Origin of the sequence: Paraburkholderia sp. RL17-368-BIF-A (genome assembly GCF_046054045.1) — a bacterium.
GTDB classification, from domain to species: Bacteria; Pseudomonadota; Gammaproteobacteria; order Burkholderiales; family Burkholderiaceae; genus Paraburkholderia; species Paraburkholderia graminis.
In genome coordinates this window covers 67,932-93,050 of record NZ_JARESN010000011.1, presented here as the reverse complement: position 1 = coordinate 93,050, position 25,119 = coordinate 67,932, and the positions used below count along the sequence as shown (strand labels likewise).

Here is a 25,119-nt window from a genome sequence, read left to right as displayed (position 1 = left end):
GCGGCGTTCAAGCGGTCGGGCGGGCAGTGGCTCGTGCGTTCGTTCTTGCGTTCGTTCTTGCGTCCGTTCGTGCGCTCACTCCGCGCTCGCCGTCGCGCGAATCCTCGCGACGCTCGCCGCCACATTCTGCCAGGCAGGCTTACCGCCCGCGAATTGCTGGCGCAGATACGACACGAGCTCGGCGACCTGGGCGTCGTTGAAACTGTCGCGATAAGCCGGCATCGTACCGAGTTCGGGCCGCGCAGGCGAGCCGATGCCGTCGAGAATCACGCGGATCAGATTATCGGGCGTCGCGCCATGCAGGTTCGTGTTGAGCGCAAGCGACGGATGCGCGCCAAACAGTTGCGGCCCGCTGCCGGTGTGATGACAGGCCGCGCAAGCGCCGTCGAACAGCCGCGCGCCGACGCTGGACGGCGCGCCGTTGATCGTGCTCGCCGCTTCGTATTGCCGCGCCATCGCCGCGACATCGACGTTCGGTTCCACTGGCGCGAGCGACGCGAGATACGTCGCCATCGCGCGAATATCGCTGTCGGGCAGCGCCGCGAGATCGGCGACGACGGGCGCCATCGGTCCCGCCGCGACGCCGTGCAGCGGCGCATGGCCGAAGCGCAAATAGCGGAACAGCTCGTCCTCGGTCCACGGCACCGGCGCGTTCGATAGCGACGATAACGCGGGCGCTTCCCAGCCTTCGGCGCTCCCACCGCCCATGAAGGCCGCTCCGCTTTTCTCGGCGCCGAACGCATTGCGCGGCGTGTGACACGCGCTGCAATGCCCGAGCCCGTTGACGAGATACGCGCCGCGATTCCATTGCGCGCTTTGCGTCGCGCTGGCGGTGAACGTGTTGCGTCCGAGGAAGAGGCCGTTCCATGCCGCCATCAACGGACGCGCGCTAAACGGAAACGGCAGCTTCGTTTCCGGCGGACGAAAACGCACAGGCGTTTGCGACATCAGATACGCGTAGAGCGCGTTGAGGTCGTCGTCGGAAGTATTTTTGAAGGACGTGTACGGGAACGCCGGATAGAGCCGATGCCCGTCGCGGCTGACGCCTTCACGCATCGCGCGGACAAACGCTTCGAGCGACCATGCGCCGATGCCCGTCTGCACATCCGGCGTGATGTTCGTGCTGTAGACGGTGCCGAAAGGCGTCTCGAGCGGCTTGCCGCCCGCGTTCGGCACGCCGTTCTTCGCGGTGTGGCAGACCGCGCAATTGCCAAGCGACGCGAGCACCTTGCCGCGCGCGATTAGCTCCGGCGCGAAGGCGCTCGCGAGCGGCGGCGTGATCGGCGCGAGAGCGGACGGCGCCAGCGACAACGCGCCGAGCCAGCCCGCCGCGCCGGCCGCGAACGCCCCTAGAAAACCGAGCCGCCAGCGCTTTTTCCTGCGCGCGGCGGCCTTCTCGGCTTGTGCATCGGCGAGCGCCGCGCGAATCCTTTCGGGCGTGAACGGCGGCCTGCGAAAACGCACGCCGGTCGCGTCGTACAACGCGTTGGCAATCGCCGCCGCGCCGGGCAGCGACGCGGATTCGCCCGCGCCCATCGGCGGCTCGCCGTGACGCGGCATCATCACGACGTCGATCACCGGCACTTCGCGAAACGTGAGAATCGGATACGCGCCCCACTCCTGGCTCGTCACCGCGTTGCCGCCGAACGTCACGCGTTCTTTCAGCGCGCGGCTCGTCGCCTGGATCACGTTGCCGTGAATCTGGTGACGCACGCCGTCCGGGTTGATCGTGGTGCCGTTGTCCTGGCCGACCACGACGCGCGTCACCGCGAGTTCGCCGCTTCGGCGATTGACTTCGACGTCGGCGACCCACGCGCACCACGCGGCGCCGAAGCCGGGGAATTTGCTGTGCACGTAGCGGGCGTAGGCGATACCGCGGCCTCGTGCGATGTCGCCTTGGTCGCTTTGTTCGCCTCGTTCGTGAGCCTCAGCGTCAGTGGCTTCGCGCACGCGCGGCTGCCAGCCCGCGCGCTCGGCCACCGCTCGCACGAGATCGGCCGCGCGCGGGTCGCGCAAATGCTTCAGCCGAAACTCGACCGGATCGGCGCCCGCTTCCACTGCGAGTTCGTCGATGAACGACTCGTGCGCGAAAGTGTTCGGCAACGCCGACACGCCGCGCAGCCACGACGCGCGAACAATAGGCGGCGTGTCGTCGCAGACGACGCGCATCGCCTCGTAGTCGTACGGCGGCACGGCCGTGCGGTCGCCCATCTCGAACACCTGCGGCTCGCCGGACAGCGTGCCCGTCAGCAACAACGCCAACGTCGGCGCATCGTTCGATGGATAACGCGTCGCGAAGTCGTAAGCCGCGAGTTCGCCCTCGGCGCTCAACGCGCCGCGCACGTCCATCAATTGCGCGGCGCCCTTCGGCTCCCACGCATGCTCGTCCTCGCGCGACAGTTGCACGCGCACCGGCGCGCCGGCCGCACGCGAGAGCAACGCGGCGTCGGCGGCGACATCGTCTGCGCAATTGCGGCCGTAGCAGCCAGCCGCATCCATGCGCACGATCTCGATGTGCGCTTCGTTCATGCCCATCAGCAACGCGAGGTCCGCGCGCAGCGAATGCGGATTCTGCGTGCCGGACCATACCTTCAGCGCACCGTCGCGATAGTCGGCCACCGCGCACGACGGTCCGATCGACGCATGCATCTGAAACGGCCATACGTACGTGCGATTCAGCGTGCGAGCCGGATCGCGTGAAAGCGCGGCGTCGACATCGCCGTCGATTAAAAGCTCGCGCCGCTTCGCAGGATTCGCGCGCAATGCGGCTTCGACTTCCTCGCTGGTATCCAGCGGCGGCAAGGCTTCGGTGGTTTTCCATTGCACGTCGAGCCGCTTCGCGGCCTGCTGCGCGATTTCCTCGCGCTCCGCCACGATGCCGACGAAGTCGCGTATCACCACGACCTTGACGATGCCGGCCATGTCGCGGATCGACTCTTCATCGACACGCAGCAAACTGTTACCAATGAAGTTGCCCTGCGCGATGCCCGCATATGGCGGACGCACGACGCGCCCATGCAGCATGCCGGGCACGCGCACATCGTGGACGAAACTCAATTCGCCCGTTGCCTTCGCTGGAATATCGACGCGCGGCGCATGCTTGCCGACGATGTTGTATGCGGCCGGGTCTTTGAGCGGCGCGTCGGTAGTCAACTGGAGTTCGATGCGTTGCCCCGCGATGAGCTCGCCGTAGGCGATGCGCTTTGCACTCCCACTTGCATTTGCATCGTCGCGTTTGAACACGATGCCATCGCGCACATCGAGCTTTTCCACGTCAACGCCAAGCCGCATCGCCGCCTGCTCAAGCAGCCATTGCCGCGCCTGCGCCGCGGCGTGCCGCAACGGCACGGCCGTTATCTGAAGCGTGGCGCTGGCAATCGTCGGCCCCTGATTCGGCGTCTCGTTCGTATGACCGAGCACGATCGACACGCGCGTCAACGGCACATCGAGTTCTTCCGCGACGATCTGCGCAAGCGCGGTGCCGATGCCTGTGCCGAGATCGACGTGGCCGTTGAACGCGATCACGCTGCCGTCGTCGCGCACGGCGAGGAACATGTCGGCGTCAGTGGGCATGAACGACGACCGCGAGCCCGGCTGACCGGCCGCCGGTTGAACCGGTGCTTGCGGCGGCCGCATGACGATGAGCACGCTCTGCGCGTCGTAAAGCTGTTTGCGCGACGGCGGCGCCGCGCGTCGATCGACGCTGAAGTCCGGTCCCGTCATGCGCTCGCCTCTTTATCAGCGGTCTCTTGAACATGCTTCTGCGTGGCGAGCAACTCAGCGGCGCGCTGCACGGCGCGCACGATTTCGACATGCGTGCCGCAACGGCACAGGTTGCGCGACAACTCGCGGCAAATCGTCTCGACGCTCGGATGCGGATCGCGCTCGAGCAGCGCCTTTGTCGTCATGATCATGCCGCTCAGACAATAGCCGCATTGCGCCGCCTGTTCGTCGATAAACGCCTGCTGCACCGGATGCAGCGCGGCACGCGTGCCGAGCCCTTCGAGCGTGGTGATCTCGTGCCCCAGCGCCACCTTCGCCGTGGTCACGCAGGCGCGCGTCGGCATGCCGTCGAGCAGCACCGTGCACGCGCCGCACTCGCCCAGGCCGCAGCCGAATTTCGGACCATTGAGCGCGAGGTCGTTGCGCAGCAGGTAAAGCAAAGGCGTGTCCGCGCTGGCGCAGACGACATGCGTCGCGCCGTTGACCTTCAGCGCGAGCGGCGCCGCCCCGTTCATGAGCGCGCCGACCGCGCTCTAAGACGCGCATTCATAGCACCACCGGCACTTCGGTCGCGGGCGGCGTATTGCGGCTGCGCCGGCAACGGATCAAGCCGTCGATCATCACCATGCCCACGCCTGGAATATCGCCGAGTTGCACGCTTTCGAGCAGCGTGTCCGCGGCCGTATGCTGCGCGCGGTCCATGAAGACAAGGTCGGCGGGACGGCCCACTTCGATGAGCCCCTGACGCAAGTTGCGTTGCCGCGCCGTGTTGCCCGTCGCGAAGCAGAACGCGATTTCCGCAGGCACGTCGGCGAGGCTCGAAGTCAGCGCGATCATGCGCAAGATGCCGAGCGGCTGCACGCCCGAGCCGGCCGGGCTGTCGGTGCCGAGAATGATCCGGTGCGGGCATTTCAGTTCGATCGCATGGCGCGCCGTCAGCAATGCAATGCGTTCGTTGCCGTTATGAACGATTTCGAGCGCGCGGCTCGACTGCTCGCACAAGTCGCAAACATGGCGGTAAGACAGCGACGTATGCCCGCCGTTGACGTGGCCGATCACGTCCGCGTCGGCTGCAAGCACCACGTCGCGGTCGATCAGCCCCGAGCCCGGAATCGACGGACCACCCGTATGAATCGTGCTCTGAATGCCGTACTTGCGCGCCCACGCGACCATTTGCGCGGCTTCCTCGCCGGCCTTCACGCTGCCGAGACCGACTTCGCCCAGCAGCTTCACGCCGGCTTCGGAGAGCTCCTTGAAGTCCTCTTCGACCATGCCTTTTTCGATCACCGGCGCGCCCGCCATCACCTTGACGCCACCACCGACGCCCGCCGCACGCATGCCTTCGAACGAACGCTGCGCGGTGATCGCAAGCGCCTTCACGCCGAGCACATCTTTCGGACGGCCAGGTAAATGCACTTCGCCGGCGGAGATCATCGTCGTCACGCCGCCGTTCAGATTCGATTCGATCCAGCCGAGCTGATTCTGACGCGGCGTCCAGTCGCCGAATACCGGATGCACATGCGAGTCGATCAGGCCAGGTGCTACCGTCGTTCCCTTGCAATCGACGGTAGTACGCGCGCCTTCGAGGTCGCAGTCCGCTTCCTTGCCGATCGCGACGATCACGCCGTCGTCGATCACGAGCGTATTGGCGTCGAGAATCGGCTGATCGATGTCGCCGGATAACAGCAGGCCGATGTTCGTCACCGCGACCTTGCCGGACAATCCTGTCAACGTCTCTGCTGCCATCTGCCTCTCCTTTTGCAACGACGGTTCGATTACACGCTCAGATAAGCGCGCCTCACGGTTTCGTTCTTCGCCAGTTCGCCGATGCTGCCGCTAAAGCGGATTTGCCCTTTTTCAAGGACATAAGCGCGGTCGCTGACCATCTCGGCGAAGTGCAGGTTCTGCTCGGACAACAGAATGGACAGCCCCTCGCGCTTCAGTTCGAGGATCATGTTGGCCATCTGTTCGACGATCACGGGCGCGACGCCTTCCGACGGTTCATCGAGCAATACGAGGTACGGGTTGCCCATCAGCGTGCGCGATACCGTCAGCATCTGCTGCTCGCCGCCGCTCATCTGGCCGCCGGGACGCTTGGGCATTTCGCCGAGATTCGGAAACAGGCGGAACAGCTTTTCCGGCGTCCATTGCGGCGCGCCTTCGCGCGGTGGCTGACGGCCCGCGTCGAGGTTCTCCATCACCGTCAGATCGGCGAACACGCGCCGGTCTTCGGGAACGAAGCCCATGCCCATGCGCGCGATCTTGTACGGCGGCAGCGCGGCGATGTTCTGTCCGCGAAACGTCACCTCGCCCTGGCGGCGCGGCAGCAAACCCATGACCGCTTTCATCGTGGTCGATTTACCCGCGCCGTTGCGGCCCATCAACGCAACCACTTCACCGCGTCCCACTTCGAGGCCGACGTCGAACAGAATATGTGCGCGGCCATAAAACGCGTTGAGGCCCGCGACTTTCAGCATCGGCTCGCTCATTGCAGGACTCCTTCGCCGGTGTGGCCGCCTGCCGTGTCATGCAGCGCCGCGTGTGGCTGAAACGTCTTGCCGGTGCCGAAATACACTTCCTGCACGCGCGGATCGTTGCGGATCGTTTCGCCGTCGCCTTCGGCAATCAGCTTGCCGCGCGCGAGTACGATCATGCGGTCGGCGTAGGCAAACACGACGTCCATGCTGTGCTCGGTGAACAGCACGCCGATCTTCTGCTCGGTAACGAGCCGCCGCGTCAGCGCCATCAATTCGTTACGCTCCTTCGGCGCCATGCCCGCAGTGGGTTCGTCCATCAGCAGCAGCTTCGGGCGGTTCGCGAGCGCAATCGCGAGTTCGACGCGCTTGACGTCGCCATACGCGAGCACGCCGCAGGCGCGCTTCGCGTCGGCGGCCATGCCGACTTGCTCGAGCAGTGCGAACGCTTCATCGGCGTAGTGCGAGCCCGCGGGTTTCCACAGGCCGAAGGTTTTGCGTTCGCGCGAAACGAGGGCCATCTGCACGTTTTCGAGTACGGTCATCGAATTGAAGGTCGCGGCGATCTGGAATGTGCGGCCCACGCCGAGCCGCCAGATGTCGCGCGGACGCATGCCGACGAGTTCGTGTCCGCCGAAACGGATCGAGCCCGACGAAGGCGGCAACTGTCCGTTGACCATGTTGAAGCACGTCGATTTACCCGCGCCGTTCGGGCCGAGCAGCGCGAGAAGCTGGCCGGCTTCGAGCGTGAACGACACGTTGTCGACGGCCTTCAGTCCACCGAACGACTTCGAGAGGCCGGACACTTGCAGCAAACTCATAGCCCCTCCTTGATCGCCGCGCGCTGCGAAGTGGGTGCGGTGGTTTTGTCAGCCGCGTCGTTCGCATTGTCGTTGATGTCGTCACCGAAACGATCGCGAATAAAGCCAACGATGCCTTGCGGAAACGCGATCACGAGCAGCAAAATCGCGAAGCCCAGCAGCGCCTGCCAATAGTCGGTCTGCCGCGCGACGGTGTCCTGCAGCCACGTGAACACGGCCGCGCCCACGATGGGGCCGGTGAGCGTCTGCAAGCCGCCGAGCAGCACCATCACGAGACCGTCGACGGAACGGCTCACGCTGATCACCTCCGGCGAGATCGTGCCTTTCGAGAACGCATACAACGACCCCGCGAGTCCGCAGAACAGCGACGCGATCACGAACGCCGCCCACTGCACGCGCTTCACGTCGATGCCGATCGCCTCCGCGCGCAACACCGAATCGCGCGACGCGCGCATCGCATAGCCGAGCGGCGAAAACAGCATGCGCCGCAACAGCCACACGCCGATCACCGCGCACACGAGCGTCACGTAGTAAAACGCCACCGGCGACGAAAGCCAGTCGGCCGGCCACAAGCCGAGAATGCCGTTGCTGCCGCCCGTCACATCGTCCCATTGGAAAACGACCGACCAGACGATCTGCGCGAACGCGAGCGTCAGCATCGCGAGATAGACGCCGGACAAACGCACGCAGAACCAGCCGAACACGAGCGCGCCGCCGACTGCGAGTAGCGGCGCGAGCAGCAACGCGGCTTCCATCGGCAGATTGAGTACTTTGAGAAAGAGCGCCGCGCCATACGCGCCGAGCCCGAAATACGCGGCGTGGCCGAACGAATGCATGCCGCCCGGTCCCATGATGAAATGCAGGCTCGTTGCAAACAGAACAGCGATCAGAATTTCCACCAGCAGCACCGGCATATACGGGAATGCGTTGGCCAAGAGCGGCGCGAGAAGCAGAACCAGTAGTACGATCGCAGCCAGCCATTTGACGCGCTTGCCTGCGGGACGCAACGGCGCTTCGGGCGCCGCCATGCCGCGCACCGCGGCACTCGCGCGGCCGAGCAAACCCCAGGGCCGCACGACCAGCACGACCGCCATCACGACGAATTCCGCGACCAGCGTAAAGCGGCTCAACGACAGGCCGACGCCGAAAATCGTCACATGTCCAATGCCGATGCACAGCGCCTTGATTTCCGCGATGATCAGCGCGGCCACGAATGCGCCCGGAATCGAACCCATGCCGCCGACCACGACGACCACGAACGCATTGCCGATCGTCTCGAGATCGAGAGAGAGATTCGCCGACATGCGCGGCCCTTGCAGCGCGCCGCCCAGACCCGCGAGAAACGCGCCGACGAAAAACACGCCGGTAAACAGCCACGCCTGATTGATGCCGAGCGCGCCGAGCATCTCGCGGTCCTGCGTCGCCGCGCGCACCAGCGTGCCCCAACGCGTGCGCGTCAGCGCATACCAGAGCAGCAGCAACACGACCGGGCCGATCACGATCAACGCGATGTCGTAGGTCGGCAGCGGATGGCCGAGGAAATTCACCGCGCCGGCAAGATGCGGCGCGCGCGGCCCGAACAGATCTTCCGGGCCCCATAGCCACAACGCGGCATCGCGAAAGATCAATACGAGCGCGAACGTGGCAAGCAGATGAAATAGTTCGGGTGCCTGATAAATACGCCGCAACACGATGACCTCGACCAGCGCACCAAGCACCGCGACGACGAGCGCCGCGGCCAGCACCGACAGCCAGAAGCCGCCCGCCGTATGTCCGAAGCGGCTCGCGATGCTGTACGCGATGTAGATGCCGAACATATAGAACGAGCCGTGCGCGAAATTGACGATGCGCGTCACGCCGAAGATCAACGACAAACCGGCAGCGACGAGAAAGAGCGTCGACGCATCGGCGAGTCCGTTGACCAGTTGTACCAGCAAATTCGAAAGCATCGAGACCCTCGGCAGCTTGCCGACCGCCCGCACGCGACATGCGCATGCCACTCGGCCAGCAGACGTTGCGGCGCGTGCGGCACCGTGCTCGCACGCATCAACGGCAGCACACTACCTGAAAGAAATCCCTTGTGGGGACGCGCGAAACAAATGCATGCACACATCAGCGCAAACCATCCTCGCCCTTGATCTCGTTCGCCTGCAAGCCGCCGATGCGCGGCAGCGGCCGGCCCGACGCCGTCACCGCCACCGCGACGACGATTTCATTGGCACGCGGCGCGTCCGACACGCGCGCCTCGATCGCGTCGAAATGACTGCGCACGAAGGCGGCGTCCTTGTGGCCGAGCGGCACGTCGATTGCCGTGCCGAGCGTGCCCATTTTTTTCGCCGACGGCACGAGCGCCGCGCCCTTTTCGACGGCTGCGCGCAGCGGCGCGCCGAGCTTCGGATGCAAGATCGCAGCCGCGTGTTCGAGTTCGCCCGCCTCGCCGACAATCGCGGCCTTGCCGTAGCTCTGCGCTTCGCCGGGTTCGATACCGAGCGCCTCGACGCAGCGCTTGCCGAGCAGCGCGCCGAGTTCCTCGCCGGCGTCGATCAGCGCGTCGAGCTTTGCCTCATAGCGGCCCGCATACGGATTGTCGATCACCGCGATCGCCACCGCGCGGCGCGTGGGCGGATCAATGCTCTGGCGCATTTCAATGCGGGTTTCGTCCACTTGCACGACCAGCTTGCGAAGCCTGATTGCCATTTCGCTCTCCGAGATTCGATGTATGTGTTGCGACCTTCAGTGAACATGCAGCGTGGTTCAGCGCAAGCCGTCCTTGCCCACAATCGCCTCCTTGGCGAGCCCGCCGACGCGCGCATGCACGCGCTGTCCCGTGCTCATCACGAGGATGAACACCACTTCGTCGGCGGCGGGCGCGCCCGGCACGCGCACTTCGATTGCGTCGAAGTGACTGCGCACATAGCTCGCGTTGACATGCGTGAGCGGCACGTCGAGCGCGGTGGATGGCGCGCCGACTTTTTTCGTCGACGGCACGATTGCGTTGGTCGGCACGCCGTTCTTTTCTAGCAGCTCGCGCATTGCATAGCCGCCCGGCACATGCCACAACGCGCCGTGTTCGAGTTCGCCGCGCGAGCCGACAATCGCGCCCTTGCCATAACTTTCTATCGACGCATGCGGCACCGCCATCGCCGCGAGCAGACGCTGCGCCATGTCGAAGCCGATCGGCTTGAGCGCTTCCATCGCGTGTTCGATGTTCGGCTCATAGCGGCCGGCGAACGGGTTCGTCATCACGGCGGCGATTGCGCCGCGTCTTAATGGCTCTGCCGGCGCGGGGCCGAATTCGTGAAAGATGTCTTCGACGTGCGTCAGCACGCGGCGTATTTCGAACACGGAGCCTCCGTTGTTGAGTGAGCGCGATGCATCGTCAGCAACGCGTGTGTGCCGTGCATGCCGGCCGTGCGCACGCGTCCTTGCAGGAACAACGCGGCGCCTTCTATCAGGCCGCGCTGGACCAAGCGCCGCGCGGCTTCCACGCCGCGAGCAAGCGCGAAGTCGATGAGCGGCTGCGGCAGCGCAGGGACATCCACAGTGACGAGCCGATCGCCCAGATCGGTATCGTCCTTCAGCGACGAAGCCGGCTTTCGCACGATGCCCGCATGATCGAGGTTCACCGCGTTGGCGATCATCGTCGCGGCCGCGTCCGCGCTCGCCGCGTCGCCTGCGAGGACGGTCACGCTGTCGGCAATGCCGAGGCTGAAGCTCCGCCCGCGCCAGCCGCTCGTCGCGATGCCGCGAATCGGCATGCTTGCGTCGATTGTGAGGTTGGCGTCGAGCGTATCGCCGTTTGAACGCTGCGTCTTCGTGAGCCACTGCGAGAGATCCGCGAACACGCCCACGCGATATTGCTGACCTTCGGTCAAATGAAACGCGATGTCGCCGCCGTTGTTGATGAACGCGCGCGACACGCCTTCGCGTTTGAATGCACCGATCAGTTCGTCCGCGACGCTGCCTGCAACGGCTGCCATCGGCGTGATAAAGCGCGCGCGATGCGGATGGCACACGGCCCACATGCTGCGCGCCACGCGGCCTTGCAGCGGGCATTCGTTGAGCGGTGCATCGGCGCGCACGGGTTGCCGAAGCATCTTCAGTTCGCTGACCAGCTCAGGCAATACATCGACGAAACGCGTCCAGCACGCTTCATATGCGGCTTGCAGCGCGGCAGGTTCGCCGTCGGCGCTGAGGATAAGATCGATCGGGCCATGCTGCCAATGCCAGCGCGTCGCGTCGATACGGGTGCGGGTTGGATTCATCGCGTGGTTGTGGGCCGAATTGTTAGCCGCGTTAGTCGGTTAGCCCAGCATCGGCGGCATGGCGGGCGGCCACGGATTGTCCGGATTGCGCGCCAACGTTCGACGCGCGAGCGGCGCGCCTTCCGTATGTTCGGGACCATTCGCGAGCACGCTCTCCAACGAACGCACCGCATCCAGATGGCCGCCGAGATCGCGATAAGCGTCATACGTCATGGTGAATTCGATCGGCGCGACGATCGCCGGCGTGGGCACGGTGCCGAACGAACGGTCGGGCATGCGCGACACGTCGACCATCACAGTGATGCCGCCGCCTGGCCACACATAAGCCGGCGCGCCGCCGCACGTCACGTTCACGAGCTTCTGCTTGATCGCACGCGTGAGCAGCACGGGGTTCTCGGTCGCACCCGCGCGCAGACTGCCGCCCGCGCCGCCGAGAAACAGCACCGTGGCAAGCGACGGCTCGCAGTTTTCGCCGATGCGTTCCACCGTGCGGCGCACCGCATCGGGCATCGCCGCGACGCGCGGCACGAGCTCATGATCGAGTTCATACCACTGCGCGTGCTCGCCGGTAGTCGACACCATCAGGAGACGCATGCCGGGTTGAGCGACAGCGGGATCGAAGCCTTCGATAATCGCGAGCGGGTCTTGAATGTCCGTGCCGCCCCAACCGATGCCTGGATTGGCCACCTGAAAATAGCGTCCTGGCGTCGATTTGCGTCCGCGAATCTTGATGCCCGAGCGCGTCATGCCGAGGCAGCGCCCCGCCTGATGCTCGGTCAACACGCCGGTGATGTGATCGTCGACTACAACGACTTCGTCGACATGACCGAACCATTGCTTCGCGAAAATGCCGATGGTCGCGGAACCGCAGCCGACGCGCATGCGCCGTTCCTCGACGCCGTCGACCACTGGCGCCGCGCCCGCGCGCACCACGAGGCTCGCGCCGCCGTCTATGCTGAGTTCAACCGCCTGCTTGTTGCCGAGTGCAAGCATCATGTCGCAGGTCACGCGGCCTTCTTTCTTGCTGCCGCCGGTCAGATGATGCACGCCGCCGACGCTCAACATTTGCGAACCGTATTCCGCCGTCGTCACATGGCCGACGATCTCGCCCTGGCAACGCACGTTCGCCTGCTCGGGTCCGAGAAAGCGGTCGGTGTCGATTTTGACCTTGAAGCTGCAATAGCTGAAGATGCCTTCGGTGACGACCGTGACCATGTCGACGTCGTCGAGCTTCGAGGCAACGATGAAAGGCGCGGGCTTGTAGTCGGGATAGGTGGACGATGCGCCCACGCCCGTGACGAAGAGCGCGGTATTGGCGGTATCGTCTCGCGCTTCTTCGGACGACGCACCGAATTCGACCAGGGCATCTGCGCTATCGGCTTGCGAGCGCGACAGGAATACGACAGGGTCGACGCGAATCAGCCGCCCGTCCGCATTCGCATAGCGATCGCATGCGCCGGTGCGCCCTTCGGAGATCTGACACAGCACCGGACAGGCATTGCATTCGATCTTGTTCGACGCCATACGCTCGCTGCGCGGCGCCGCCTTCTCGAGCACGGTGGGACCCGGCGTCGACGCGATATCGCCGTCGACGCGTTCCGCACCGAAATCGACCTTCGTATGTTCTGTCATAGTGGGGTTCCATACGACGACATCACAATCGGTCCTGCCCGGCTGACGAATAGCCCTTGTTTAAGGGCACTTTCGCGTGACTCGCATGTTTCAACGCATCATTCCATGTTGCGGTCACTTGCCGTTCGTGTAGTGTTCGCTACACCAAAGCTGTCTGAAATCTACCCGATCAAAATAGACTGCGCAATGAGTTTCCGGCCCGCAAGCGGATGGTGCGCCGCCGCATTCAAACGCTGACTCCAACATTGAACGCGGCCTCGTCGCCAGAGATTCAATTTACGCCGAAGCAGTTCACCGTGCATCGCTAGAAAGAGACTCGGCAGTCTGCAATGCGCACGGTATGATGAGGATGCCTGCATTCCAACGAAGCGCGCGCAAGAGAGTTCAATCCCTTCAACACGCCAACGAAGAGATACCAGATCGCCATGAATTCCACTGCCGGCCGCAAGCCGGGCGCCACGGGCATCCGTGCGAAACAGGCACAGGACACGCGCGCCAAGATTCTGAAAGCGGCAATCAAGGTCTTCGCGAAGCAGGGCTATGCGAGCGGCCGGGTGGAAAGCATTTCGAAGGCCGCGCGCTCGCACGACCGCATGATCTACTACTACTTCGGCAGCAAGGAGCAGTTGTTCGTCGAAGTGCTTGAGACCATCTACACGCAGTTCAACGAAGCGGAAAGCAAACTCGATCTCGACCTTGAAGACCCGGTTCACGGCCTCGAACAAATGGTCGAATTCGTCTGGCAGTACTATCTCGATCACCCTGAGTTCGTCACGCTGCTATCGAGCGAGAATCTGCATCAAGGCAAGCATGCGAAGAAGTCGTCCAAGCTGAAGGAGATTTCGGGCTACGCGATTTCAGTCGTGCAGAAGTTGCTGGACGCAGGCAAGGCGCAGCACGTTTTTCGCGCCGACGTCAAAGCACGCGACGTGTATCTGATGATCGCGTCGCTCGGTTATTTTTATAACGCCAATCAGTACACGTTAGGCGCGTTTCTCGGCGAAGCGCTGATGGACAAGGCGGCGCTCGCGCATTGGCGCGAAGTGATCAAAGATACGGTGTTGCGCGCGGTGCGTCTGCAATTGCCGGTTGATGTCGCGTCGAATGCTAGCTTGAGTGCGGACACGGAGGCATAAGTAAAGCACTCGAGAGAGAGAACCGCCCAGTAAAAAACGCGCGCCGTAGCACAGGCGCGCGTTTCTTCATCAAACCATCGCCACAGCAAAACCCTCAAGTCTTCGCCGCCGCATCGTCTTCGCGGAACAGCTTATCGGCGAGATGAAACGCCGAGTTCGCCGCCGGCACGCCGCAGTAAATCGCGGTTTGCAGCAGCACTTCCTTGATCTGCTCGCGCGTCACGCCGTTGTTTTTCGCGGCCCGCAAATGCAGCGCGAGTTCTTCGCTGCGATTGAGCGCGACCATCATCGCAATCGTGAGCAGGCTGCGCGTGTGCCGCGGCAAACCTTCGCGCGTCCACACTTCGCCCCACGCATAACGCGTGATGAAGTTCTGAAACTCTTCCGTCAACTCGGTGCGGTTGGCAAGCGAGCGGTCCACATGCGCGTCGCCCAATACCGCGCGGCGCACGCCGAGTCCGGCTTCGTAGCGGTCTTCGTCGTTCATTTGGGCTCCGTCAAAAAATCGATCACAGCCTTCGTGAACGCATCGGCCTTCTCGATGTTCGAAATATGCGAGGCGTCCAGTTCGACGTAACGCGCGGCCGGAATCGCCTGCGCCAGTTCGCGGCCTTGCGCGGGCGTCGCGGCCACGTCGTGCGTGCCGCTGATCACGAGCACCGGCAGCTTGATGCCAGGCGTTTCGGGGCGCAGATCGGTCGCGTCGATCGCATCGCAGTTCGACGCGTAGCCTTCCTTGTCGGTATGCACGAACACGTCGCGAATCATCGCAAGCACGACGGGCTCGCGCTCGAAGTAATCCGCTGTGAACCAGCGCGGCAACACCGCGTCAGCGAGTGCCTGCATGCCTTCGCTGCGAGCGCGCGCGGCGCGCGGCACCCACACTTCCGGCGAGCCGATGCGCGCCGCCGTGTTCGCGAGCACGACGCGCTCAAAGCGGCTCGCATGACGCGCGGCCAACGCGACGCCCGTGAGTCCGCCCATCGACACGCCGCAAAAATGCGCGCGTGCGATCTTCAGCGTATCCATCAGGCCGAGCACGTCGCCTGCCAATTGTTCGATCGTGTACGGTCCTTTCGGCGCTTCCGAATGCCCGTGACCGCGCGTGTCGTAGCGCAGCACGCGAAAGTGCTTCGACAAGGCCGCGACTTGCGGCGTCCACATGGACAGATCGCTGCCGAGCGAATTCGACAGAATCACCCACGGCGCGCTGCCGTGACGATCGCCGTCGATCCGATAGTGAAGCTCGGTGCCGTTGACTGCGGCGTATGGCATGCCGGTTACTCCTTCGAAGTGGCGCGCTGCGAACGCGCGATATGAAGCGCCAGCGCCGCATCGACGTAAGCGTGCGCCTGGCCGACGTATTGAGCGGGATCGAGCAGTTGCTTAAGCCGCTCGACAGAAAGATGCAGGGTCACGGCGGAGTCCGCGGAGAGCACGTCCAAAAGCGTCTGCCCTTCGCGGATCGCCGCCTTCGACGCGCTCTCGACCAGATGATGCGCGTCGAGCCGGCCGATGCTGTCGCCGAGCGCGAGCATCACCGCTTCGCCGAGAATCAGGCCATGCGTGACGTCGAGGTTCGCGGCCAGGCGCGGCATGTTCACGTTGAGTCCGCTCGCGATCTGCCCGATGTTCGCAAGCGCGCCGCCCGCGAGCCGCGCGAGATCGGGCAACGCGTCCCACTCGGCTTGCCAGCCGCCGAGCGCGCGCTCGTGTTCCTGCACCATGCCCGCGAACACTGTGGCGACGAGCCCCGGCGCGCGCGTGGCCGCCGTGAGCACCGCCGCGCAGCCGACCGGATTGCGCTTGTGCGGCATCGTCGACGATCCGCCTTTGCCGGCCGCGGCCGGTTCCGATAGTTCGTCGATTTCCGTTTGCATTTGCAGCGAGATGTCGCGCGCGATCTTGCCGAGCGTGCCGATCAGCATGCCGAAGAACGATGCCGTTTCAGCGATGCGATCGCGCTGCGTATGCCACGGCAAAGTGGGCACCGCAAGACTGAGTTCCTGCGCGAGCGCTTGCGTGACCTGCGGCGCCGCATCGCGCAGACTCGCGAGCGTGCCGGCCGCGCCGCCGAATTGCAGCACGAGCACGCGCGCGCGCAATGCGTCGAGCCGTTCGCGATGACGCAGCAATGCGTCGAGCCATTGCGCGAACTTGAGACCGAGCGTGATAGGCAACGCCTGCTGCAACCACGTGCGGCCGATCATCGGCGTCGCGCGATGCGTGGCCGCGAGCTTCGCGATGGCGTCGCAGGTGGATTGCAAGCCGCTGTCGAGCAAATCGAAGGTGTCGCGCAGTTGCAGGACCGTCGCCGTGTCGATGATGTCCTGGCTCGTCGCGCCCCAATGCACGTATTTCGATGCTTGCGCGTCGGCGGCTTTCACGCGCGCGGTGAGTTGCTTGACGAGAGGAATCGCGAGATTGCCGCCGAGCGCGGCGTCGCGTGCGAGCGCGTCGGCGTCGAGTTGATCCGCATGGCACGCGGCTTCAATTGCCGCGACGGCCGCTGCGGGAATCACGCCGTGCGCGGCCGAAGCGCGCGCGAGCGCCGCTTCGACGTCGAGCATCCGTTGCAGTGTGGCGCGCGGCGCCCAGATGTCGTTCATCGGCTGCGTGCCGCAAAGAAGGCCGGTGAGCCGGCCGCTGGAGTCGAGCATGATGACGTCGATGATCGGATGATCTGGTGAATGTAGCACTGCGGGCAGTATGACGCGTTGCGCGTCACAGTGCCCGCAGTTGTCAGCCGCGCTTAAGCGGCCCGCGCCGCCTGCGTGCCGTCGATCAGCGGCACGCCCGTGAGTTTCAGCAAGGCGTCGAAGTCGATGTCCGAGAAAATCTCGCGCACGACGAGGCCCTGGTCGGTCACGTCGATCATCGCGAGATCAGTGTAGATGCGGTCGACGCAACCGACGCCCGTCACCGGATACGTGCATTCCGCGGCGATCTTGCTTTCGCCCTGCTTGGTCAGATGCTCCATCATCACGTAGACCTGCTTCGCGCCGATCGCGAGGTCCATCGCGCCGCCGACCGCCGGAATCGCGTCGGGCGCTCCGGTGTGCCAGTTCGCCAGGTCGCCCTTCGCCGAGACCTGGAATGCGCCGAGCACGCAGAAGTCGAGGTGGCCGCCGCGCATCATCGCAAACGAATCGGCGTGATGGAAAAACGCGCCGCCCGTCAGCAGCGTGACGTGCTGCTTGCCGGCGTTGATCAGTTCGTCGTCTTCCTCGCCCTTCGCGGGCGCCGGGCCCATGCCGAGCAGGCCGTTTTCGCTGTGCAGGAAGATTTCCTTGTCGGCGGCGAGGTGGTTCGCCACCAGCGTCGGCACGCCGATACCGAGGTTCACATACGCGCCTTCGGGAATATCCAGTGCGACGCGCTTGGCCATTTCATCGCGGGTCAGTTTCTTCATGTCGGTCTCCGGTTCAGGCTGCGGCGTCGCGCGGATTGGGTTGCGGGGCATGTGCCGCTTGCGGCACTTCGATCACGCGCTGCACGAAAATGCCCGGCGTCACGATGTTTTCCGGGTCCAGCGCGCCGAGCGGCACCACTTCCGACACTTGCACGATGGCGGTCTTTGCGGCGCTTGCCATGATCGGCCCGAAGTTGCGAGCCGTCTTGCGATAAACGAGGTTGCCCCAGCGGTCGCCCTTATACGCTTTGATCAGCGCAAAGTCCGCGTGAAGCGGCGACTCGAGCACGTAATGCCGACCGTCGATCAGACGCGTTTCCTTGCTTTCGGCGAGCTTCGTGCCGTAGCCGGTCGGCGTGAAAAATCCGCCGATGCCCGCGCCCGCCGCGCGGATGCGCTCGGCCAGATTGCCTTGCGGCACGAGTTCGAGTTCGATTTCGCCGGCGCGATAGAGCGCGTCGAACACATACGAATCGGTCTGACGCGGAAACGAGCAGATGATCTTGCGCACGCGCTTCGCCTTCAGCAGCGCCGCGAGGCCGATGTCGCCGTTGCCCGCGTTGTTATTGACGATGGTGAGTTCGCGCGCGCCCTGCTCGATCAGCGCGTCGATCAGTTCCGACGGCATGCCGGCCGTGCCGAAGCCGCCGATCATGACGGTCGCGCCGTCGTGGACATCGGCGACGGCCGATTGAAGTGACTCGAAAATCTTGTTGATCATGTCGAATTTCCTTGAGAGGCGCTACGCGCGTCGGGCTCGCCATCGCGTTGTCGGCGCTGTTTCGCGAACTTTGCAATGTTCTTATAGCGAACACTGATTCGATTAGCGAACGATTCGAAGATTATGGTTGCGCTTGCGCCGCATTGTCAAGGCGCGGACTTTCCCTTAATCATAGGTTCCCGCAAGGCGAAGTGCGCGCCACCTGGCCGTCGCGAGCCGCCGATTCTGACCGGCAGCAAAGAAAACCCCACTATCGCGTTCGGCGATTCTTCCGCTACCCTTTATCGACACATCGAATACGAACAGGACCACGCGACCCTCGTCGAAAAGCATGTCGGACACGAACCTTGACCTGAACCTGATCCCCTACCTCGTTGCGATGGAGGACACGCGCAACGTGAGCCGCGCGGCCGAGCAGCTCGGCGTGAGCCAGCCGCGCGTGAGCACGGCGCTCGGCCGGCTGCGCGAATATTTCGACGACCCGCTGTTCGTGCGCACGTCCAAAGGCATGGAGCCCACGCCGCGCGCGCTGGCGATTCTGCCCGCGGCGCGCGACGCGCTTCTGCGAATCGAAAAAGGCATGCTCGACGCGCAGGAGTTCGATCCCGACACGAGCACGCATACCTTTTCGATCGCGCTTTCCGACGTCGGCGAAATCGTGTTTTTGCCGCGGCTATTGCAGCTTTTCGCCGAGCGCGCGCCGCACGCGAATCTGCGTTCGGTGTCGCTGCCGCCCTCGCATGTGGAACGCGGGCTCGAATCGGGCGACGTCGATCTCGCGGTCGGTTACTTCCCCGATCTGTCGGGCAATAACTTCTTTCAGCAGCGGCTCTTCACGCACCGGTTCATTTGCCTGATGCGCACCGGTCATCCGCTATCAAAAGCGCCGCTGACGCTCGCGCAATATGTCGCGTCGGGACATGCGGTGGTGCGCGCCGAAGGACGCAGCCAGGAAGTCCTCGAACAGTACCTCGTGAAAAAGCGCATCAAGCGGCGCGCGGTGCTGGAAACGCCGCATTTCATGAGCCTGCCGTTCATCCTCGCGCGCACGGATCTGATCGCCACGGTGCCGCACGCGATCGGCTTCGCGTATGTGTCCGAGCATGCGTCGATCACACTTGTCGAACCGCCGCTGCCGCTGCCGCGCTTCGATTTGCGGCAGCACTGGCATCGCAAGTTTCATAACGATCCGCGCGGCACCTGGCTGCGCGGCGTGGTCGCGGAACTCTTCAACGACGCGCTCGACGAGTGGCCGAAATGAAACCGTCAGCTCCGCGACGCCTGAAGGGGCATCGGCACGTTATGCCGTAAACATGGAACAATGGCTGTACTCATGAACCCGCGCGCTCCACTCCACTCGAGGTCGACGCGCGATCGCGGAGGAGCGACGGATGACCAGCAGCAAGACAGAACAAACCACAGCCACGACGACAACCGAGGCCGCGAATGGCCGCCCGAGCCGCGAGGAAGCGGAAGCAGCGGTTCGCGTGCTGCTGCGTTGGGCCGGCGACAACCCGGAGCGCGAAGGGCTCATCGACACACCGGCGCGCGTCGTGCGCTCGTATGAGGAGTTCTATGCGGGCTATCAGATCGACCCGCGCGAGATTCTCGCCCGCACGTTTTCCGAAGTGGACGGCTACGACGAGATGATCGTGCTGAAGGACATCCGCTTCGAAAGCTATTGCGAACATCACATGGTGCCGATTATCGGGCGCGCGCATGTTGCTTATTTGCCGGGACATCGCGTGGTCGGCATCTCGAAGCTCGCACGGCTCGTCGACGCATTCGCGAAGCGTCTGCAGATTCAGGAAAAGATGACGGTGCAGATCGCCGATACGCTGAACGACGTGCTGCAACCGGAGGGCGTCGGCGTGATCCTCGAAGCCTCGCATCAGTGCATGTCGACGCGCGGCGTGCACAAGGCGGGCGTGACGATGGTCACGTCGCGCATGTTGGGCACGTTCCGCACGGACCCGTCCACGCGGCGCGAGTTTCTGTCGATCGTCGGCAATCCTGGCGCGGTGGCGGTGCATAACACGTAAGCGCGGAGTCCATCACGCCACCTTCCGCGCGCCGAGCGATTGTCCAAACGTCGCGAGCATCACGGCGCCCAGCACACAGGCCACGCCCGTAAGCTGCGCCGCGCTGACCGGCTCGCGCAGCAGCAGCGCGGCCAACGCCAACGCGCTGACCGGCACGAGCGCGGTCATCAGGCCGGCTTCCGCGCCGCTGACGCGCGCCGCGCCTTCATACCAGAGGACGAAACCGGCCACCGTCGGCACCAGCGCGTAATACAGCACGCCGCCGAGAGCCGCCGCGTCGATCGGCATGTTCCAGGCTTGCTCGAAGCAGGCGGGCACGATAGAAACCGCGAAGCCGATGCCGCACATCGACGCCGACAGCGGCAGCGGTGCAACCGGCGTGCGCAGCTTGCGATTGAGCAGAATGAACAGCGCCTCGCAGACAATCGCCGCGAACACCAGCAGGTTGCCAACAATAGAGCCGCCCGCGTGCGGCGCGGCGTTGTCGCCGGCATACACGGTGCACGCAAGCACGCCCGCTGTCGCCAGAACGATCGCGCCGAGCAGCGCGGGCGACGGGCGCTCGCCCAACGCGAGCATGGCCACCATCGCCGATACCGCGGGCAAGGTGCCGGCGATCACGCCGGCATCGCCGGCAGAAGCGAGCTTCATGCCGCTGATCAGCAACACCGTATAGCCGACGCTGCCCGCCGCGGCCTGCGCGATCACCAGCGCGGTGTCGCGACGGTCGAGGCGCGGCCAGCGCACGCCGCGCCAACGCATCACGAGCACGAACAACGGGAACGCAATCGCAAAGCGCAGCGCGGTCGCGCTGAACGGCGGCAAGCCGGCCGCAATGGACTTGCTGACCACCACCGTGCTGCCGACGCCGATCATCGCGAGCGCACAGCAGATGTAGCCGACATACCGTGAATTCATCGTGCTTCTCCGGAACAAAGGGACCAGCACGCAGATTAAGCATGCGGCGCGCACAGGTCTTGAACGAAATTGCAGACCGACGCGCGATGGCCGCGTGCGCGATCCATCGAGTATCCTGATTGACGAAGCACGCGAAGGAAGCATGCGAAGCCGTGCGGGAACAGGCTTTGCGTAGGCGTCGGGCCAGGCAGCCGGCAATACCGGCGCAGCCAACTTGCCAACAACAAACAGGAGCCGCTTAATTGGTCGAGTTTCCGTCGTCGGCGGTATCCACCTGGGGCGGCGCGATTGTCTTCGTCAACGTGCTGTTGACGCGCCTCGGCGTGCCGATTCCCGCGGTCCCCGTGCTGCTGTTCGCCGGTTCCGCGATTGCCGCGGGCAACCTGTCGTTCTGGCCGGTGCTCTCCGCGGCCGTGCTGGGCGCGTTGATTGGTGACGGCGTCTGGTTCACCGCGGGCCGTCTTTACGGCCGCAAGCTGATCCGCGTGCTTGGCCAGATGCTGCCTGCCGTCGATGCCCGCGTCGAACAGGCGCGCGCGCTGTTCGAGCGCTTCGGCGTGCCGCTCGTGTCGATCTCGAAGTTCGTGCCTGGCCTCGCGCTGGTCACGCCGCCGCTGATGGGCACCACAGCCGTCGACGCCCGCATCTACGCGCTCTGGGACCTCACCGGCGCGATGGCGTGGGCCACGTTCTGGCTGCTCGGCGGCGCGGCGGCGGAGCGGCAGTTGCACATGCTGTTCGCGTTCGTCAGAGCACAAGGCGGGACCGTGATCGACCTGCTGATAGCCGTCGCGTTGCTGTATCTCGCGTACCGGCTCGTGATGCAGCGGCGGGCGCGGCGTGAGGCCGCTCTCATCGCCGATGGCGATGCCGACGCGGATGGCCGACGATCGCACGCATCGGGCCGCAAGCCGACGCCCAAGGTACTCGACGCCCGCCCGCAAAGCGCGGCGCTCGACGCCGCGTCGCCGATTCCCGGCGCGCTCGCACTCGATCCGCACTCGCCCGAACAGATCGACTTCGCACTGCGCGCCTACGACATGGTGATCTACTGCGTATGCCCGGACAGCGCCACCGCCGCCGAGATCAGCGTGCGGATGCGCAACTACGGCTATACGCGGATTCGCGCGCTGCATGGCGGACTCGATGCATGGCAGCGGCGCGGTTTTCCGGTGGGCTTGCTGCTCGCCGATGAGCCGTCGACGGGCAAGCTCGAGCACTCGCACGCCGAATCGGGCAGCGACGCAGACAATGCACGCACCGCGGACAACGCCGTGACGCTGCGCGGTTTTGCGCCGCGACGCAGGGCCAACGCATGAGCAACGTCGGCGCGTTGGCCGAGCGTCGTCTCGCTTACGACGGCGAGTCCGCCGCCACCGATCCCACCGCCGAGCGTCCGCAAGAAACGCGATTGCGTCCCGCCGCCTTCGCGAGATAAAGCTGCCGATCGGCGGCGGCCAGCAGATCGAGCGCGTTCGCGCCCTGCGCGGGCACCATCGTCGCGCAACCGACGCTCACCGTGACCGCCACGCTGCCGTCGCCGCCATGCAAGATGTCCTGCGCCTGCACGTTGCGGCGAATCTTTTCGGCCACGGCAGCGGCGCCATCGGCCGAGGTGTCCGGCAGGATCACGGCAAACTCTTCGCCGCCATAGCGCGCGACCAGATCGACGGCGCGGCGCACCGTCGACGAAATGCATTCGGCCACGGCGCTGAGCGCCTCGTCGCCGCTTGCATGGCCGTACGTGTCGTTAAAGCGCTTAAAATGATCGATGTCGATGAAAAGCGCCGACAGCGGCTGACCCGTGCGCCGCGCGCGTCGCCATTCCTCGTCGAGCCGGTTGTCGAGCACACGGCGATTGCTGAGACCGGTCAGCGGATCGGTGGCGGCGAGCCGCATCAGCGCGGCCTGCGCGCGCAGCTTGTCGCGCAGTGCAAACGCCAGCAGCCACGACACGATCACGAACACCGTACCGAACGCGAGCGTCAGCGCGCCGGCGATCATCGCGCGGTGGCGCCACGGCGAGAGCACGTCGTCGACGGCGGGCGCGACGGCTGCGATCAGCGGCGTGCCCGGCACATGCACGAACGTGAACATGCGTTGCACACCGTCGACGGCGGAGCGCGCCACATACGAACCGTCGCGCTGCGCGGCCATGCGCAGGAAAGTCGGCGAACCGGCGATGCTCGCGCCGATGTCGCGCGGCGAGTACGGCTTGCGCGCGATCAGCGTGCCGTCGTCCATCGCGATGAACACGGAGCCGTGCTGGCCCACGCTGATCCGGTCGAGCAGACGCTGGAAATACTCGATGCGGATCGCGAGCAATGCGACGCCGGCAAAGCCGCCGTTTTCGTCATTGATACGCCGCGTCAGACCTATCGACAACTTGCCGTCGCGCAAGCGCGAGCGAAACGGATGCGACAGATAAAGTCCCACTGCCGGATTGCGCTGATGCACGAGGAAATAGTCGCGGTCGGTGAAGCGAACGGTCGGGCTGATCTCGCCGCTTTGCGAGGCGATCACCTCGCCCTTCGCACCGACGACATATGCGCCGCCGAGATACGCGGCCGTGGTCGCGCGATCGAACAGCACCGCTCGCTGAAGGTCGGGCGGCAGATCCGCGCTCAGGTGATGCTCGGCGCCGTCCACCATCGCCTGCAACGAAAGCGCATAGATCTCGACGTTCCTTTCGAGGTCGCTGGAAATGATCGAGACGAGATTCTGCGATGTCTCGCGCGCATGGTCGAGCGCGTCGGCGCGGCCGTTGAGGAGCGTGAGCAGCGTGAGGCCCGCCATCGCGACGGCGACCAGCGTGCCGGCCAGACCGGCGAGCACCGGATGATTGCCCACGTAGCGCGCGACGCCGGCTGCTCCGTGCCGCAAATTTCTGCGCCAGCGCCTTCGCTGCCAATGCGCTCGATGTGCCACCTGCGCGTTGCCTCCGTTGCAAGCGGGCCCGCATGAATCGACATCGGGCCGTTATGAGTTATTTACCTTCGGACGTTACCTTCGCGCGTCACAGTTTGCGCAGCAGCCCGGCTGCCGAACGCATCCGGCGCTTGCGCTCCTTGTGCAGCCACTGCAGCACGTCCGCTGCGTCGCCCGAGCCGGCGAACAGGCCGGCGTTGTCGCGCAGCAATACTTCGCTTGCGACGATATCGTTTAGTGTCCCGAAACGTTTTTGTACCTGCTTCAGACGCTTGAGCGTGCGCTTGTGGCTGCCGCTCAACACCGGCTCGAAAAACTCCAGCAGATAGCGGAGCTTCTTACCGGCCTTTCTTACGTCGTGAAAAGCCGCGTAGTTCGAGCGCTTTGCGTGGCGCGCGCGTTTCGCGCGCTTCATCAGCGAACGCTCGGACGCTGCGACCCGCTTGTTGGCAAACTTGCGCAGCGGCACGCGTTCATGTGCGGTATTGATGTCGGTGGATGCGCTCGTCAACGCGTCCCGCAGCAGATGTTTGACGTCCGCGTTCGTCAGCGTTTCGCGGCTCGTTGTGAGCGCATCGCCGCGCGCTTTCTCGAGCGTCGGCGCGACGCTGCCCGCGCCACTGTCTTCATGCCGGATCAGTTCGATCAGGATGTCCCAGTCGCGCGTCTTGCCGGCCGCCGTGGCCAGGTACTTGTAGAGCGCGCGTTGACGCGTGTTTTCGCCCTTTTCGAGGAGCGGCGCAAAGGCCCACCACAACGAACGCAAGCGGCGCAGCGAAACGCGGAGTTTGTGCAGCGCTTCCGGCGACGGATCGTCGCGCACCGCATTGGCGTACGTGATCGCGTCGCTCACGAGCGGAGCCGCATACGATGCAAACGCCGCCTGCGCCGTCGGCTCGCTCGCGTTGGAACCAGTGGCCGCGGCGCTTGCGTCCGCCTTGCGGTTTTCCTTGTGACCGTCGCGCTTCATTGAAGCTCCCTGGAAAGTGCTGCGCGTTTCCAGCGTAGCAAAAAAGATTCCCGCATGCCGCTAGCACCCTGCCTCGC

Annotated in this window: 22 protein-coding genes; 4 read left to right on the top strand and 18 right to left on the bottom strand. The window is 64.7% G+C overall.

The genetic code is table 11. From position 1 onward, the window contains the following. Positions 1-75 precede the first annotated feature (75 nt). The 10 genes from P0D87_RS19890 to P0D87_RS19845 form a co-directional block, all read right to left on the bottom strand. Positions 76-3,723, bottom strand: a complete 3,648-nt coding sequence (locus tag P0D87_RS19890; RefSeq protein WP_053859987.1) for a molybdopterin cofactor-binding domain-containing protein — start codon at positions 3,721-3,723, stop codon at positions 76-78. Continuing rightward, the gene (locus tag P0D87_RS19885) at positions 3,720-4,238 is read right to left on the bottom strand and encodes a (2Fe-2S)-binding protein (RefSeq protein ID WP_053859986.1); all 519 of its coding nucleotides are present in this window, start codon (positions 4,236-4,238) and stop codon (positions 3,720-3,722) included. The genes P0D87_RS19890 and P0D87_RS19885 overlap by 4 nt, the downstream gene beginning before the upstream one ends. Before the next feature lie 31 nt (positions 4,239-4,269). Next, complete coding sequence (locus tag P0D87_RS19880) at positions 4,270-5,469, bottom strand: amidohydrolase family protein (RefSeq protein ID WP_053859985.1); 1,200 nt, start codon at positions 5,467-5,469, stop codon at positions 4,270-4,272. 29 nt (positions 5,470-5,498) lie between these two features. Beyond that, positions 5,499-6,212 carry an ABC transporter ATP-binding protein gene (locus P0D87_RS19875; RefSeq protein ID WP_029966792.1) on the bottom strand — a complete coding sequence of 238 codons (714 nt, stop codon included), beginning with the start codon at positions 6,210-6,212 and terminating at the stop codon, positions 5,499-5,501. Then, positions 6,209-7,018: an ABC transporter ATP-binding protein gene (locus P0D87_RS19870; RefSeq protein WP_053859984.1), complete on the bottom strand. Its 810-nt coding sequence runs from the start codon at positions 7,016-7,018 to the stop codon at positions 6,209-6,211. The genes P0D87_RS19875 and P0D87_RS19870 overlap by 4 nt, the downstream gene beginning before the upstream one ends. Then, positions 7,015-8,967: an ABC transporter permease gene (locus P0D87_RS19865; RefSeq protein ID WP_029966795.1), complete on the bottom strand. Its 1,953-nt coding sequence runs from the start codon at positions 8,965-8,967 to the stop codon at positions 7,015-7,017. Before P0D87_RS19865 ends, P0D87_RS19870 begins: the two co-directional genes overlap by 4 nt. A 163-nt stretch (positions 8,968-9,130) precedes the next feature. Then, the gene (locus tag P0D87_RS19860; RefSeq protein WP_053859983.1) at positions 9,131-9,715 is read right to left on the bottom strand and encodes an amino acid synthesis family protein; all 585 of its coding nucleotides are present in this window, start codon (positions 9,713-9,715) and stop codon (positions 9,131-9,133) included. Between the two features lie 57 nt (positions 9,716-9,772). After that, positions 9,773-10,363 carry an amino acid synthesis family protein gene (locus tag P0D87_RS19855; RefSeq protein ID WP_006049595.1) on the bottom strand — a complete coding sequence of 197 codons (591 nt, stop codon included), beginning with the start codon at positions 10,361-10,363 and terminating at the stop codon, positions 9,773-9,775. Further along, a complete protein-coding gene (locus P0D87_RS19850) occupies positions 10,339-11,283 on the bottom strand; it encodes a UPF0280 family protein (protein WP_053859982.1) in 945 nt (314 codons plus the stop codon). Before P0D87_RS19850 ends, P0D87_RS19855 begins: the two co-directional genes overlap by 25 nt. A gap of 39 nt (positions 11,284-11,322) precedes the next feature. After that, entirely contained in the window at positions 11,323-12,915 is a 1,593-nt protein-coding gene (locus P0D87_RS19845; protein ID WP_053859981.1) for a hypothetical protein, read from the bottom strand. A 425-nt stretch (positions 12,916-13,340) separates the two neighbouring features. On the opposite strand from P0D87_RS19845, the gene P0D87_RS19840 reads away from it, so the two are divergent. After that, entirely contained in the window at positions 13,341-14,051 is a 711-nt protein-coding gene (locus P0D87_RS19840; protein WP_029966801.1) for a TetR family transcriptional regulator, read from the top strand. Positions 14,052-14,145: 94 nt separating this feature from the next. On the opposite strand, the gene pcaC is transcribed toward P0D87_RS19840, so the two are convergent. The 5 genes from pcaC to P0D87_RS19815 form a co-directional block, all read right to left on the bottom strand. After that, positions 14,146-14,538 (bottom strand): 4-carboxymuconolactone decarboxylase, encoded by a 393-nt coding sequence (gene pcaC, locus P0D87_RS19835; protein ID WP_006049599.1) that lies wholly within the window; start codon positions 14,536-14,538, stop codon positions 14,146-14,148. Next, positions 14,535-15,326, bottom strand: a complete 792-nt coding sequence (gene pcaD / locus P0D87_RS19830; RefSeq protein WP_053859980.1) for a 3-oxoadipate enol-lactonase — start codon at positions 15,324-15,326, stop codon at positions 14,535-14,537. Before pcaD ends, pcaC begins: the two co-directional genes overlap by 4 nt. A 5-nt stretch (positions 15,327-15,331) precedes the next feature. Next, positions 15,332-16,711, bottom strand: a complete 1,380-nt coding sequence (locus tag P0D87_RS19825) for a 3-carboxy-cis,cis-muconate cycloisomerase (protein WP_053859979.1) — start codon at positions 16,709-16,711, stop codon at positions 15,332-15,334. A 92-nt stretch (positions 16,712-16,803) separates the two neighbouring features. Next, positions 16,804-17,463, bottom strand: a complete 660-nt coding sequence (locus tag P0D87_RS19820; protein WP_006049602.1) for a 3-oxoacid CoA-transferase subunit B — start codon at positions 17,461-17,463, stop codon at positions 16,804-16,806. 13 nt (positions 17,464-17,476) lie between these two features. Continuing rightward, a complete protein-coding gene (locus P0D87_RS19815) occupies positions 17,477-18,184 on the bottom strand; it encodes a 3-oxoacid CoA-transferase subunit A (protein WP_053859978.1) in 708 nt (235 codons plus the stop codon). A gap of 331 nt (positions 18,185-18,515) precedes the next feature. On the opposite strand from P0D87_RS19815, the gene P0D87_RS19810 reads away from it, so the two are divergent. After that, positions 18,516-19,445, top strand: a complete 930-nt coding sequence (locus P0D87_RS19810; protein ID WP_006049604.1) for a LysR family transcriptional regulator — start codon at positions 18,516-18,518, stop codon at positions 19,443-19,445. 130 nt (positions 19,446-19,575) lie between these two features. Beyond that, positions 19,576-20,226 (top strand): GTP cyclohydrolase I FolE, encoded by a 651-nt coding sequence (gene folE, locus P0D87_RS19805; RefSeq protein WP_053859977.1) that lies wholly within the window; start codon positions 19,576-19,578, stop codon positions 20,224-20,226. A gap of 12 nt (positions 20,227-20,238) precedes the next feature. Here the strand turns inward: folE and P0D87_RS19800 are convergent, their stop codons facing one another. Continuing rightward, positions 20,239-21,144 (bottom strand): DMT family transporter, encoded by a 906-nt coding sequence (locus tag P0D87_RS19800; RefSeq protein WP_053859976.1) that lies wholly within the window; start codon positions 21,142-21,144, stop codon positions 20,239-20,241. A gap of 242 nt (positions 21,145-21,386) precedes the next feature. Between P0D87_RS19800 and P0D87_RS19795 the strand changes: the two genes are divergently transcribed. Next, positions 21,387-22,463 (top strand): VTT domain-containing protein, encoded by a 1,077-nt coding sequence (locus P0D87_RS19795; protein ID WP_006049607.1) that lies wholly within the window; start codon positions 21,387-21,389, stop codon positions 22,461-22,463. Between the two features lie 34 nt (positions 22,464-22,497). Here the strand turns inward: P0D87_RS19795 and P0D87_RS19790 are convergent, their stop codons facing one another. Then, positions 22,498-24,072 (bottom strand): GGDEF domain-containing protein, encoded by a 1,575-nt coding sequence (locus P0D87_RS19790; protein ID WP_053859975.1) that lies wholly within the window; start codon positions 24,070-24,072, stop codon positions 22,498-22,500. 88 nt (positions 24,073-24,160) lie between these two features. Continuing rightward, positions 24,161-25,042 (bottom strand): CHAD domain-containing protein, encoded by an 882-nt coding sequence (locus P0D87_RS19785; RefSeq protein WP_053859974.1) that lies wholly within the window; start codon positions 25,040-25,042, stop codon positions 24,161-24,163. Positions 25,043-25,119 lie beyond the last annotated feature (77 nt).